This is a genomic window from Nocardia anaemiae NBRC 100462 (assembly GCF_001612725.1).
In the GTDB taxonomy this organism is placed as follows: domain Bacteria; phylum Actinomycetota; class Actinomycetes; order Mycobacteriales; family Mycobacteriaceae; genus Nocardia; species Nocardia anaemiae.
Window position 1 is genome coordinate 165,780 of the sequence record NZ_BDAZ01000003.1, and the last position, 13,164, is coordinate 178,943.

Sequence of the window (13,164 nt, forward strand, 5' to 3'; positions counted from 1 at the left end):
TCCTCATAATAGACCGGTCTATAGATTTTTCAACGGTGGACGAGACGCGCTCGCTGACCCTATGGTCGGCCGAGCTACCTCGCGCGTAGATGATTTCGGATCACGCTCGCGCACTGTCGCTGGCGACAACCGGCTGTTCATTCGACGGGATCGGTTCTGGCGTGGCTTGCCGCGGCAGCAGGAAGGGCGTGGCCAGCAGGAGAACCCCGGCCAATGCGATGGCCGCGCGAGGGCTGGTGAGTTGTGCCAGCACACCCCACGTCACGGTGATCGCCGCGATGCTGATGCTGCTGGTGATCGACCACGCGGCCAGGACCCGGGCGTGGCGATCGGTATCGGTGTTGTTCAACCGATATGCGGCGAAGACGGAGTTGAAGATGCTGATGCAGATGATCAGCCCCAACTCGGTGACCATCACGATCGCGAGCCCGGCCCAGCCTGGCCGAACGAACGCAAGTCCGATGGGCCAACATGCACGTAGCGTGCCGAAGACCCGCAGCACCGTCTGTTCGCCGCAGCGGGAAACGATGCGGCGGGCCAGTCGTGACCCGAGCAGGCCGCCGATACACGGAACCGCGAATGCCAGCCCGTACTGCCAGACCGGAAAATTCGAATCGGCGAGCATCAGCACCGACAACAGTGGCTCCGCGGCCATGATCAGGCCGTTGACCAGCATGGTGTTCACGAAGAACCGACACAGCGTGTGGTGGCTGAGGATGTAGCGCCACCCCTCGACGATGTCGCTCCAACGACGCGTCCGAGTCTTTCGCGGGAGCGGGGCCCGCTCGGGTTCCCTGATCGCGGTGATGCCGAGCGCCGAGAGCAGGTAGCTCACCGCATCGACGACAACAGTGGTCACCGGCCCCAACAGTCCGATGGCGGCGCCACCGACTGGCGGTCCGATGACCGTGGCCGACCAAGTGGTGGACTCGAAACGACTGGTGGCCACCAGCAGACCATCGGCGGGGACGATGGTCTTCAGGTAAGCGCCACTGGCGGCGGTGAACGCGATCTTCGCCGTGGCGGTGACGATGGCGACCATCGACAGCTGCGCGAAGGACAACCCACCCAGCCAGTAGGCGAGCGGTATGGATGCCAGCGCCGCGAAACGGATCAGGTCCGTGGCGATCATGACCGGCCGCTTGGCGCGAAATTCCATCCACGGCCCGAGCGGAATCGCGAGTACCGCGCCGATCGCGAGCCCAGCTGCCGACAGGGCCGCCACTTGCGCGGAACCAGCGTGCAGAACGGTGATGGCGACAACCGAGAAGGCGCCGAATCCGAGCCCGGTCCCGTAGGCGCTGACCGCGTAGGCGGCCCACAACCACCCGAATGTCCGACCCAGGCTCGTCCTCCGCCACATATCAGCTCCCTCTGTTGTGGGGGAGATTGAACCCGGTCGATGGATGCTGGCACCAACAACGAATCGAGCGGAGTGTCACAACTTTTCGTTGTGGGAGTACGTTTTCGCTCGTGGATCTCGATGCGGTTCGTACTTTCGTCGGGGTCGCCGAAACCGGCCAATTCCAAGCCGCCGCCGACGATCTGCGAATCACCCAGCAGGCCGCGTCGAAACGAGTAGCCACGCTCGAGCGAGAACTCGGAGTTCAGCTTTTCGCGCGGATCGCCAGGGGAGTGCGACTGACCGTCGACGGACAAGCATTCCTACCGCATGCTCGTGAACTCATCCGTGCCGCCGAACGTGCCACCGCGGCCGTGACGCCAGGGCGCAGGGCCCTTCGGATCGACGTCGTGGCCCGCAGGATCGCGCCCTCCAACATTCTTCATGCCTTCTACCAGCAACATCCCGATATCGAGCTCGATGTCGTCACCCTGGTCAACGCTGACGCGGAGTCGGCGCTGGCGGAGGTAAGCGCGGGCACCATCGACGCCACCTTCAGATCCCTACGACACCTCGCGGTCCCCAGCGGACTGCGGTCATCGCGGGTCATCGACGACCGTCACGAACTGCTCGTCGGCCCACGGCATCCGCTGGCGAACGCCAAGACCGTGACACTGGCCGAACTCACCGATCACCCCATCTGGATGCCGGGCATGTCCGACGTTGAACCGATCGGCTACTACCAAGATATGGCGACCGCATTCGGACTCACCATCGACACGATCGGGCCGATGTTCGGCATCGAAGCGCTCCTCGCCGAACTCGCCGACTCCGCCCAACTGGCCACCTTCGTCGGTGAGGGCTCCCGCTACCTCTGGCCGGAAAGCTACGACCTGCGCCGAATCCCCATCATCGCCCCGACCCCGGTCTACCCACTCTCCATAATCTGGCGCGCAGACAACTCGCACCCCGTCCTCGCCAACTTCCTCGCCTACCTACACACCAGATACAAAACGACATCCAGCGCCGACGTATGGACACCGGACTGGGCGCGCTACCCGAAGAAGTCGCACAGGTGAGCCGCGACGAGCTCTATTCCTCGGCGAGATAGTGGCCGCTGCAGGGGTCTCGATGGCGAGGCGTCAGCCGCGAGCCATATCGACAAACCGAGACAAATGCAACTGGTGCGCAACAGTAATGGTCGCGGTCGGACCGTTACGGTGTTTACCGACAATCAAATCGGCCTCACCACCTCGCGGATCGTCGCGCTCGAACGCGTCGGGGCGATGCAAAAGAATCACCATGTCCGCATCTTGTTCCAGCGAATTATGCGCCGAAATGCCTTGTGCCACAAAATTATGTGTCCCAGGAACCGTGCCGTCGTAGACATCTTGCTCACCGAGGCTGGTGATTTCAACGATCTTGTCCCAGAATACGTCGTTCGTTGCGAGCATTTCGATGTCGGCGTCGTCGAGGACGACGGCGACTCGGGCCAGACGGGAGCGGCTGGGCGAGCGCTTCCACATGGCGGAGCCACAGAAGCGTGAGCCCATAGCGGCAGAGAATTCGCGGTGGGTCATGTTCTTGGTGGACAGCAGGTCGCGGACCTTGGTCCAGACCTCCTTGGGGACCGTGTCGACATTCGTGTTGCGCGCTATCGGTTCCAGTTCGGTCAGTGCCGATTCCGCAGCGCGTCCTCGGGCACCGTGGACGCCGATATCACGCAAGAAGATGGTTTGGTTGTCCGCGCCGTCAACGGACAAGTGCCAGCAGTCACGGTAACCCGCCTTGGGCACCCTCTTGATGCGTCCGTGCACACCCAGACGAAGCAGGAGTTGGGCCAGATCATCGATGAGGCGGCGGCTGGTTGATGCGTAGTACACGCGGGCCTGGCGCCCCTTGACGTCCCAGCGGACCGAGCCGTCGGTGGCCCACAGGTGGCGCACGAAAAGGGCGATCTGGTCGTTGGGAAGGGCGAAAACCTGCTGGGGGACGAACTTCTCGTAGCTGCGCAAGCCGAACAGTCCGAGTTCGTCCAGCCATGCGGCAATGGGGTTGCGCTTGCCGCGGGCCAGGCGGCCAGGAGCGCGCAGCCGCAAGGTTGTCACACGGGCTGCGGCGTAGTCGTCACGGACCGCGGTCACCCCGAAATGCGTTGCCGCTTCAGCGACTGCGGTCAGGTTCTCCTCGTCGATGCTGGCATAGCGGATCGGCTGGCGCTCGACGCATGAGCCGTCGCCGATCATGTGTGCCAACAGGATTAGTTCCGCGTCCGCCATTCGGATCGTGTGCACTGGCTCCGGTACTCGGCGTGGAGTCGCGATGCGATCGCCGATGGCCAACTTCTCCAGCGCGATCCAGCCGTCGACGGTTAGAAACGGGTGGTTGCCGGTTGCCTCGACTTCACGCCCTGAGGCGAGTCGCAACCGGAACACTTCCTTGCGGCCGCTCGGAAACACCTTCACCATCGGACGCGCCACCATCCGCATCCGCTCGTCCAGTGACCAGACGAGCGGCTGCTCACCGCTGTCCAGCAGCTCTCTGAGAGTGGTCTCACCGCCGGTGTCGGCGCGCAGAATTCGAGTCGAAGCAGGCATGCAACCAGACTCGCGCAGGTCAGAGACCATGGGGCGTTTATCGGTTCGCTGTTCGGGACCACGGTTCAGCTGGCTGATCGCGATTACCGGGACTTCGAGTTCCTTGGCGAGGAGTTTCAGGTTTCGCGAGAAATCCGAGACTTCCTGCTGTCGGGATTCGACCTTTTTGCCCGAGGTCATCAGCTGAAGGTAATCCACCACAACAAGTTTCAGGTCGTGGCGTTGCTTCAGCCGCCGTGCCTTGGCGCGAATCTCCATCATGGTCAGATTGGGCGAATCATCGACGAACAGCGGAGCCTCGCTGATCTCGCTCATTCGCCGAGCCAGTTTGGTCCAGTCGTCATCACTCATCCGACCCGACCGCATATCACCGAGCTTGATCTTCGCCTCGGCCGAAAGCAGGCGCATCACGATCTCCGTGCGACTCATCTCCAAGGAGAAGATAACGCTCGCGAGGCCGTGCTTGATCGAGCAACTGCGCATGAAGTCCATGCCGAGCGTCGAATTATGTGTCGGCAGCATCGTCGGGCCAGCCAAGTACAGGTGTTCCGCGTTGTCGACCTCGACGCAGCGCACCGCCACGCTATCGATCTTGCGCGCGTCCACGATGTGTCGGGCGCCCGATCGAGCGGTGCCCGGCACCACATGGTTCAAGCTGCCGTCGAGGCCGTGCAGGGTGTGGACAATCTCGCCGGTCGTGCGGACGGCCACGCGATTGCCCTCGTGCAGGTCGGATTCAGTGAGCCATTGGTGCTGCTCATCGGCGACGATCACGGTGCCGTCGGAGAATTCGATCTCGTAGCAGGGCCGGTCGGTCATCACTTCGGTAGCGGCCAGGACGCGAGTGGGGCGGCCTTGGGCGTCGAGGAGTTCGTCGCCTACGCAGACCTCGCCCATGGTGGTCCAGCCGGTGGGTGTGGGCAGTGGGGTGTCCAGGGCCAGGGCCTTCCCGACGCCGGGTCGGGCCGCGACGATGATCATTTGGCCGGGGTGCAGGCCGTTGGTGAGTTCGTCGAGTTCGGTGAAGCCGGTGGGGACGCCGAGGGAGATGCCGCCGCGGGAGGCGATGGAGTCGATTTCGTCCATCGTCGGCTGCAGGAGTTCCTCGAGCGGGAGGAAGTCTTCGGTGGTGCGGCGTTCGGTGACCTCGTAGACCTCGGCCTGGGCGCGGTCGACGACCTCGGCGATGTCCTGGCCGTCCGCACCCGCGTAGCCGTATTGCACGATGCGGGTGCCCGCCTCGACAAGGCGGCGCAGAATCGCCTTCTCGGCAACGATTTCGGCGTAGTAGCCCGCATTGGCGGCGGTGGGGACGGTCTGGGTCAGGGTGACCAGATAGGGCGGGCCGCCGATGCGCTTGAGTTCGCCGCGGCGGTCCAGGCCCGCGGCGACGGTGACCGGGTCGGCGGGTTCGCCGCGGCCGTAGAGATCGAGAATGGTGTCGTAGACCGCTTGGTGGGCCGGACGGTAGAAATCACCGGGGCGCAGCACCTCGACGACGTCGGCGATCGCATCCTTGCTCAGCAGCATGCCGCCGAGCACGGACTGCTCGGCCGCCATATCGTGCGGGGGCTGCCTGCCGAAGTCCTCACCGGGCGGTTCGGGCGGATAGTCCGTGTGCCCGCGGTCATCGGTGGTGGTCACCAGACTCGACCGTCCTCTCTCGCCACTTGCAGGCCGTTCGAAAACGCCTACCCGCCGACCCTATTGATCACTCGTTGTACTCCCGGGCTACGACACATTCGGCAGCGCACCACGACCGAGCGACCTCGCCAGCGGGCCTCACCTGCGGTTCCAGCAAACCGCCTCGGCAGGTGCCGAATCATGCCGTTCCGGGTGGTGCGTGCACGATGTTGCGACGAACCTAGGCGACCCGATGGGCAGTCGCCAAACCGCAATGTGCACACACCTGTGGATAAGTTGGGGACTGTTTACCTAACGTTGTGCACCCCCTGTGTACAACTTGGGGAAAACCCAGGTCACACCGCTCAAACACGCTGATAGATATCGATTTCTTGATCTATCCACGTGTGGATGAATGAAGTGCGGCGTGTCGGTCTAGTTGAACAGCCGGGCGTGTTGTGGGTAAACAGCGCGTTCAGTGGCTATGGCGTGGATCACATTGCTTCCGGTTGGTTTTCTCAGCGATCCACAAGCCGAATAACCGGTGGTAGAGCCGATAGCAGCGGGTTGCCGAAAATGGTCCAGATCACCGCGTCGACCATATCGCAAATATTTGGCTATTTATCCGGAAGGCATAGCTCACCAGCCGCGCCCGCACAGTAGGTCCATGCGCACAGCCGAAGGCCACCCTTGTGCCGAAACACAAGAGTGGCCTTCGAATGAACTCAGTTCGCGGCGACCTGCAGGTCGAACTTGGCGACCACATCGGGGTGCAGATGCACCACGACGTTGTGCTTGCCGACCGTCTTGATGTGCGACTTCGGCAGCTCGATGCTGCGCTTGTCGACGACCGGACCACCGGCCGACTTGATCGCGGCGGCGACGTCGGACTGGGTCACCGAGCCGAACAGCTTGCCGGTGCCAGCGGTCTTGACCGACAGCGAAACCGAATCCAGGCCCTCGATGGCCTGCTTCAGCTCATTGGCGTGATCCAGGTCGCGCACCTTGCGCGCGTCCTGCGCCCGACGGATGCCCTCGACCTGCTTCTGTGCGCCACGGCTGGCCACGATCGCCAGGCCGCGAGGCAGCAGGTAGTTGCGGCCGTAGCCGTCCTTGACCTCCACGGTGTCACCGGGGGCACCGAGGTTGTCCACATCAGCAGTAAGAATCAACTTCATTGCGATGCCTCCCTTCTCAGCGAGCCGTCGACACGTAGGGCAGCAGGGCCACCTCACGCGAGTTCTTCACGGCAACGGCGACGTCGCGCTGATGCTGCACGCAGTTGCCGGTGACCCGGCGAGCGCGGATCTTGCCGCGATCACTGACGTACTTCCGCAGCAGGGCGGTGTCCTTGTAATCGATATTGACGGTGCCGGACTTGGCTTCCTTGCAGAAGGTGCAAGCCTTCTTCTTCAGCACCTTTTCGCGCGCGGGCGCTTTAGGCATGGTTACTCCGTAATCAATGATGGCCCAGTAACAATCGGGCCGATGTGAGCCGTTCTCAGAACGGCGGTTCGTCGTCTACACGGCCGCCCCCGAAGGAGCCTGCCGCGGGTGCGCTGCCCCACGGGTCGTCGTCGGCGCCGCCGGAACGGCTGCCGCCGCCACCACCACCGGCCGGAGCGAAGTTGCCACCGCCGCCACCGGAACCGAAGCCGCCGCCCCCGCCGCCGCGGCTGGCCTTGGCGACCTTCGCGGTGGCGTAGCGCAGCGAGGGACCGACCTCGTCGACCTCGAGCTCGACGACTGTGCGCTTCTCACCCTCGCGGGTTTCGTAGGAGCGCTGCTTCAGCCGTCCGCTCACGATCACACGGGCGCCTCGGGTCAGGCTTTCGGCGACATTCTCCGCAGCTTCACGCCAGATGTTGCAGCGCAGGAAAAGCGCTTCGCCGTCTTTCCATTCATTCGAATTACGGTCGAACACGCGGGGAGTCGATGCGACGGTGAAATTCGCCACCGCAGCGCCCGCGGGCGTGAATCGAAGTTCGGGATCGGCCGTCAAGTTCCCGATGACGGTGATGACCGTGTCGCCTGCCATGTGGTTCCTCCTGCTCGGTATGCAGTCCGCAGTGCACTCGCTTTTGCGCTAGAGCCTAGAGACAGGCACCGACGCAATCGAGAGTCACTTGCCGTGGCGCAGAACCTTGGTGCGCAGCACCGACTCGTTGAGACCCAGCTGGCGGTCGAGCTCGCTCACGGTGGCGGGCTCGGCGGTCAGATCGACCACGGCGTAGATGCCTTCGGCCTGCTTGGCGATCTCGTAGGCGAGCCGGCGGCGGCCCCAGATGTCGACCTTGTCGACCTTGCCGCCATCGGTCTTGACGACGCTCAGCATGTTGTCCAGCGACGGACCAACAGTGCGCTCGTCCAGGCTCGGATCGAGGATGACCATCACTTCGTAATGACGCACGGACCAATCACCTCCTGTGGACTAGGAAACGGCCACGGACGGTCCGTGGCAGGAGGGTCGTTGCGTCAGCAACCCGACAAGGCTACATGAACGCCCGTTGAGCAGCGAAATCGATGCCAGCGGCGGTGCCAGTATGGTCATTGGTGGGGGGAAGCACGGGCGTCGTCGCACCGTGCGGCCTAGGGTGGTGCGCATGCCGACCGGACTCGCCACCCGCGACAGGATCGTCGGGGGAGTGACGCGCAGCGCGGCCGTGACTGCGGCGGTGGTGGTGTTGCTGTGCGGCCTCACGCTGGCGCTCGCGTATGCGAACAAGGCGCGGTGCGCGGGTGCGCCGTTCGCCGAGAACGGTCGCAGTGCGATCTTCGATGTGATCAAGGATTCGGACGTCTGTTATTCCGATATTCAATTCCTGTGGCTCGGGCGCGATATCGATCAGCACGTATTTCCGTACATCGACGGCGGCATCACCGATGACGGCACGTTGACCGGTGGCGCGGTCGAATATCCGGTGCTCAGCGGGGTGCTGATGTGGCTCGGCGGGGTCGGTGCCGATAACGATGCGGAATTCCTGCTGCATTCGGCCTTGTTATTGGCGCCGTTCGCCTTGTTGACCGCTTGGCTGCTTGCTCGACTGGCCGGGTGGGCGGCGCTGCTGTGGGCGGCGGGGTCGCCGCTGGTGCTCTACGCATTCCACAACTGGGAGCTACCCGTGGTCTGCATGGCGGTCGCCGCGGTGTACGTGGTTACCGCGCTGACCCGATATTCTTTGCGCACCAGGGGAATTTTGGCCGCGGTGCTGCTCGGTATCGGATTCTGTCTCAAGCTGTATCCCGGCATCTTCGTGCTGCCTCTGCTGGCCTATGTGCTCACCGGTGGTCAGCGCGATATGGATGATCCGACGCCGACCAGGTTCGATGTGCGCGGTGCGTTGCTGACCGCGGCGGCGGCCGTCGGTACGGTGGTCGTGGTGAATCTGCCGTTCGCACTTGCCGGTTATGACGGCTGGCGCGCATCGATCACCTTCCAGCAATTGCGCCAGGCCGACATCACCACGAATTCCATTTGGTACTGGGGACTTCGACAGGTGTTCGCTCAGGATGCCGACGGTGAGAGCGCATTTCAGCATGCCGTCTCGATCGCGTCGCCAACGCTGGTGTTGACCTCGTTCGCGCTGGCAATGTGGTTGGGCTGGAAGCGATTCGCCAGGACCGGCACCTTCCCGTGGATCGGCGTCAGCGGCGCGATGTTGTGCGGCTTCCTGCTGTTCCACAAGGTGCATTCGCCGCAGTACACGCTGTGGTTGGTGCCGTTCATGGTTCTGCTCGAGGTGCCGTGGGCGGCGATCGGCGCGTATCTGGTCGCCGATGCGGCGATCGGGATCGGCGTCTTCCGGTATTTCTATTCGATCGTCTCGGGCAACTCGGTGGATTCGATGGAGAATGTCGTGCAATTCGGCGTATGGGGACGAGCCGCGCTGCTGGTGGTGTTCTTCTTCCTGTTCCTACGGGCGCGGCCGCGTGGATTCCGACCCGAACCGCCGCGGATACCCCGATTCGAACCCGGCAGCCTGGTACAGGTGGGCTAGCACGAACCGGGGTCAGTCGGCGTGTCTGGCGCGGAAGGCGGCGCTTTTGGCGCGGTTGCCGCAGATGGTCATATCGCACCAGCGGCGCGACTTACCGCGTGAGGTATCGAGGTACAGCCGCGTGCATTCGACGCGGCCGCATTGCTTGATCAACCCCCGCTCCGGCCCGCCGAGCATTTCGATTGCGGACCGGGCGATCGCGGCGAGTGCGGCATCCGGAGCGCCGTGGCGGGTGATCGTGGCATCGGATCGCAAAGTGAGCCTGGGGAGTTCGCCGCCTGCGAGCTCGTTGACGATCTTGCGGTCCGCATCCGCGAACGGCTCGTCGCTGGCCGCGGCCATGGCCAGTCGGTAGGCCGCCTCGCGCAGGCATACCGCCCGGTCGAGCGTCGCCGCATCGCAGTGTGCAGGGGTGTCGAGGAGCTCGGCGGCGAGCAGCCACTCGTCCAGATCCGCCGGGGTGGCGAGGAAGTCGTCGAACGTCGTGGCACGGGCCTTGACCGTGCCTGCGAAGTCCAAGGCGAGGTTACCGCTCACGAAGGTGAACACCCTCTGATAATAACCACCTTGACAGGTTATGCACCAAGGTGCGACGGTTAGTAACCGCCTCAGATGGTTATTAGCCTGTAGGAGTGCACGTGAAGACGCTGCTCTTGGACCCGCTGTTCCGCACGACCGACAAGCCCTCCCTTGCGGCGGGCATGCAACCACTGTTCGTCGTGCTGTGGAGCAGCGCCTTCATCGCCGGGGTCATCGGTGTCGGCGCGGCACCGCCGATGACGGTGCTGTTCGCGCGCTTCGCCATCGCTGCGGTCCTGCTCGCGGTGTACGCCAGCGTGATTCGCGCGAGTTGGCCGAGCGCGCACCAGCTCAAACATGTCGTCATCGCGGGTCTGCTGATGCAGATCGTGCAGTTCGGCGCGTTCTACACGGCGATGAGCCTGCATGTTTCGGCCGCGATCATCGCCCTGGTGCAGGGGCTCAATCCGGTCGTCATCGCTTTGCTGGCCGGATTCATCGGCGAAACCGTCACGGCGCGACAGTGGTTCGGCTTCGGCATCGGTGGTGTCGGCGTCGGTTTGGCGGTACTCGACCAATCGAGCATGTCACTGGTCGGTCTGCTGCTGTGCGTGATCGGCTTGCTCGGCCTCAGTGTCGGCACGATCTACCAGAAACGCTTTGTACCGCAGGTCGATTCGCGCGCCACCACCGCCATCCACATGGCCGCGAGCGCGCCGATCGCGGGCATATTGGCCTGGTGCACCGGCCAATTGCACATCTGGGATGCGACGCGATTCGTGGAATCGCTCACCTGGATGGTGCTGGTCAATTCGATGATCGCATTCCTGCTGTTGAACGCGATGCTGAAGCGTTGGGAGGCAACACGAGTCGGGCGTCTGTTCTTCGCGACTCCCGCGGTCACCGCCGTGCTGGCCTGGCTGTTCATCGATCAGCCGCTGCGGCCCCTCGCCGCCGCCGGACTCAGCGTCGGGCTGATCGGCATGGTGTGCGCCTCGCGCCGCCCGACGCCCGCAGTCGATCAGCGGCAGCCGGTGCCCGTGCGCTGAATCCCTCTCGGGCAAAGAGAAGCGGCAGCGGTTGGAGGCCGCCGCCGCTCGAATTCTGCTGCTATCCGCCGGAATTCAGGCTACCGGGGTTACCTCTCGTGCGCTCTCGACTTCGTCGGTATCCTCGCGCCGGTTTCGAATGATGCTGGTAATGAACGCCGCGCCGATGAACGCCACGCCGACCAGACCGGTGACGATCTCGTTGATGTGCACGCCGATCGAGACGAACAGGATGACCGCCAGCGCGCCGATCGCCCAGTGCGCGCCGTGCTCGAGGTACACGTACTCCGACAGTGTGCCCTTGCGCACCAGGTACACGGTGATCGAGCGGACGAACATGGCGCCGATCAGACCGAGGCCGAGGGCGATGATGATCGGGTCGGAGGTGATCGCGAAGGCGCCGATGACACCGTCGAAGGAGAACGACGCGTCGAGCACCTCGAGGTACAGGAACAGGAAGAACGCCGCCTTGCCAGCGGCCTTGACCAGCTGGGACGGTCCACCGTCCGCGGATTCCTCGAACTCCTCGGTGTGGAACAGCGAACCGAGGCCATCGACCACGATGTAGGTGATCATGCCGAGCAGACCGGCGACCAGGACGGTGGCGCGCTCCTCGTCGCCCGCGATGAATTCCGCGGTGAGCACCAGGCCGACGCTCGCGACGACCACCGAGAGCATATCCAGCTTGCCGAGCTGGGCCAGCGGCTTCTCCAGCCAGGACAGCCAGGTGATTTCGCGTTCCTCGAAGATGAAGTTCAGGAACAGCAGCAGCAGGAACATGCCGCCGAACGCGGCGATCTGCGGATGCGCGTCGGTGAGCAGCTTCTCGTAGCTGGGGCTGCCGTCCGGGAAGACCAGCGCGTCATCGGCCGGCGGGTTCAGCGCCAGGTCGAACGCCTTGACCGGGTTCAGGCCGGCGGTGATCCAGACGATCGCCAACGGGAAGACCAACCGCATGCCGAATACGGCGATGATCACGCCGACGGTGAGGAAGATCCGCTGCCAGAACTCGTTCATGCGTTCGAGCACGGTGGCGTTGATGACCGCGTTGTCGAACGACAACGAGACCTCGAGGACGCCGAGGATGGCGGCCAACGCCAGCGCGGTCGGCCCGCCGTACAGGAACGCCACGATGAGCGATATCACCGTGACAACGATGGACATGCCGAATATGCGCAGGACCACGCGGAGACCCTTTCCGTGCGGCGGTCGAATGTCTGTCCGAGCGCGCCTTTGCCGATGTAAATCCGAGGGCCGAACCAACCCGCGGTCGCGATGATGGTTCCAGCGTGGCCGCCGAACCGTCGATTGTCCAACGGAGCGGCGAGGCGAATCGTTCCGCGGACATGCGTACAGGGGGCCCGTCGCCGAGCCCCCTGTACGGATAGCTACCTCTTAGACGTTCACACCGTAGTCACGGGCGATACCCGCCAGGCCCGAGGCGTAGCCCTGGCCGATGGCGCGGAACTTCCACTCGGCGCCGTTGCGGTACAGCTCGCCGAAGACCATGGCCGTCTCGGTCGAGGCGTCCTCGGACAGGTCGTAGCGGGCCAGCTCGGTGCCATTGGACTGGTCGACAACGCGGATGTAGGCGTTGCGCACCTGGCCGAAGGACTGCTGCCGGGTGTCCGCGTCGTAGATCGAGACCGGGAAGAAGATGCTCTCGATGGTCGGCGGGGTGTTGGCGAGGTCGACCTTGATCACCTCGTCGTCGCCTTCGCCCTCACCGGTCAGGTTGTCGCCGAGGTGCTCGATGCTGCCCTCGGGCGACTTGAGGTTGTTGAAGAAGATGAAGTGCTTGTCGGACACGACCTTCTTGTCCCCACCGGTCGCGATCGCACTGGCATCCAGATCGAAGTCGGTGCCGGTGGTCGTACGAATATCCCACCCGAGCCCGACGGAGACAGCGGTAAGGTTCGGCGCCGCTTTCGTCAGCGAGACATTGCCGCCCTTGGACAAACTGACACCCATGCGGGGTTCCCTTTCAATAGACGTCTGTGGTTCCCAGCATTGTCCGAATCGCCGGGTACGCCTTA

Annotated in this window: 12 protein-coding genes; 3 read left to right on the forward strand and 9 right to left on the reverse strand. The window is 63.8% G+C overall.

Annotated features, from left to right (window positions below):
- Nucleotides 1-100: 100 nt before the first annotated feature.
- Nucleotides 101-1,363, reverse strand: a complete 1,263-nt coding sequence (locus tag NA5_RS03180; RefSeq protein WP_062981677.1) for an MFS transporter — start codon at nucleotides 1,361-1,363, stop codon at nucleotides 101-103.
- A 110-nt stretch (nucleotides 1,364-1,473) separates the two neighbouring features.
- On the opposite strand from NA5_RS03180, the gene NA5_RS03185 reads away from it, so the two are divergent.
- On the forward strand, nucleotides 1,474-2,421 hold the full coding sequence (locus tag NA5_RS03185; RefSeq protein ID WP_062981679.1) for a LysR family transcriptional regulator: 948 nt from the start codon (nucleotides 1,474-1,476) through the stop codon (nucleotides 2,419-2,421).
- A 63-nt stretch (nucleotides 2,422-2,484) separates the two neighbouring features.
- Here NA5_RS03185 and NA5_RS03190 read toward each other — a convergent pair whose 3' ends face one another.
- From NA5_RS03190 to rpsF, 5 genes are all read right to left on the reverse strand, one after another.
- Nucleotides 2,485-5,583, reverse strand: coding sequence for a replicative DNA helicase (locus NA5_RS03190; protein WP_062981681.1), 3,099 nt, complete (start codon nucleotides 5,581-5,583; stop codon nucleotides 2,485-2,487).
- A 704-nt stretch (nucleotides 5,584-6,287) separates the two neighbouring features.
- Nucleotides 6,288-6,740, reverse strand: coding sequence for a 50S ribosomal protein L9 (rplI, locus tag NA5_RS03195; RefSeq protein WP_062981683.1), 453 nt, complete (start codon nucleotides 6,738-6,740; stop codon nucleotides 6,288-6,290).
- A 16-nt stretch (nucleotides 6,741-6,756) separates the two neighbouring features.
- Nucleotides 6,757-7,008 carry a 30S ribosomal protein S18 gene (rpsR, locus tag NA5_RS03200; protein WP_040697505.1) on the reverse strand — a complete coding sequence of 84 codons (252 nt, stop codon included), beginning with the start codon at nucleotides 7,006-7,008 and terminating at the stop codon, nucleotides 6,757-6,759.
- Between the two features lie 55 nt (nucleotides 7,009-7,063).
- Complete coding sequence (locus NA5_RS03205; protein ID WP_062981686.1) at nucleotides 7,064-7,600, reverse strand: single-stranded DNA-binding protein; 537 nt, start codon at nucleotides 7,598-7,600, stop codon at nucleotides 7,064-7,066.
- An 84-nt stretch (nucleotides 7,601-7,684) separates the two neighbouring features.
- Nucleotides 7,685-7,972 (reverse strand): 30S ribosomal protein S6, encoded by a 288-nt coding sequence (gene rpsF, locus NA5_RS03210; RefSeq protein ID WP_040697500.1) that lies wholly within the window; start codon nucleotides 7,970-7,972, stop codon nucleotides 7,685-7,687.
- Nucleotides 7,973-8,165: 193 nt separating this feature from the next.
- Between rpsF and NA5_RS03215 the strand changes: the two genes are divergently transcribed.
- Complete coding sequence (locus NA5_RS03215) at nucleotides 8,166-9,560, forward strand: glycosyltransferase 87 family protein (protein ID WP_062981688.1); 1,395 nt, start codon at nucleotides 8,166-8,168, stop codon at nucleotides 9,558-9,560.
- 12 nt (nucleotides 9,561-9,572) lie between these two features.
- On the opposite strand, the gene NA5_RS03220 is transcribed toward NA5_RS03215, so the two are convergent.
- A complete protein-coding gene (locus NA5_RS03220; protein ID WP_062981690.1) occupies nucleotides 9,573-10,109 on the reverse strand; it encodes a CGNR zinc finger domain-containing protein in 537 nt (178 codons plus the stop codon).
- Between the two features lie 89 nt (nucleotides 10,110-10,198).
- On the opposite strand from NA5_RS03220, the gene NA5_RS03225 reads away from it, so the two are divergent.
- Nucleotides 10,199-11,128, forward strand: coding sequence for a DMT family transporter (locus tag NA5_RS03225; protein WP_245672064.1), 930 nt, complete (start codon nucleotides 10,199-10,201; stop codon nucleotides 11,126-11,128).
- Nucleotides 11,129-11,203: 75 nt separating this feature from the next.
- Here NA5_RS03225 and NA5_RS03230 read toward each other — a convergent pair whose 3' ends face one another.
- Nucleotides 11,204-12,313 (reverse strand): DUF475 domain-containing protein, encoded by a 1,110-nt coding sequence (locus tag NA5_RS03230; RefSeq protein ID WP_062981692.1) that lies wholly within the window; start codon nucleotides 12,311-12,313, stop codon nucleotides 11,204-11,206.
- Nucleotides 12,314-12,523: 210 nt separating this feature from the next.
- Nucleotides 12,524-13,099 carry a TerD family protein gene (locus NA5_RS03235; protein WP_062981694.1) on the reverse strand — a complete coding sequence of 192 codons (576 nt, stop codon included), beginning with the start codon at nucleotides 13,097-13,099 and terminating at the stop codon, nucleotides 12,524-12,526.
- Nucleotides 13,100-13,164: the final 65 nt, after the last annotated feature.

What these genes read in the sequence shown, in the direction of transcription:
- NA5_RS03180 (WP_062981677.1), bottom strand. Translation starts at nt 1,363, where the DNA reads ATGTGGCGGAGGACGAGCCTGGGTCGGACATTCGGGTGGTTGTGGGCC.
- rplI (WP_062981683.1), bottom strand. Translation starts at nt 6,740, where the DNA reads ATGAAGTTGATTCTTACTGCTGATGTGGACAACCTCGGTGCCCCCGGT.
- rpsR (WP_040697505.1), bottom strand. Translation starts at nt 7,008, where the DNA reads ATGCCTAAAGCGCCCGCGCGCGAAAAGGTGCTGAAGAAGAAGGCTTGC.
- NA5_RS03205 (WP_062981686.1), bottom strand. Translation starts at nt 7,600, where the DNA reads ATGGCAGGCGACACGGTCATCACCGTCATCGGGAACTTGACGGCCGAT.
- NA5_RS03215 (WP_062981688.1), top strand. Translation starts at nt 8,166, where the DNA reads ATGCCGACCGGACTCGCCACCCGCGACAGGATCGTCGGGGGAGTGACG.
- NA5_RS03235 (WP_062981694.1), bottom strand. Translation starts at nt 13,099, where the DNA reads ATGGGTGTCAGTTTGTCCAAGGGCGGCAATGTCTCGCTGACGAAAGCG.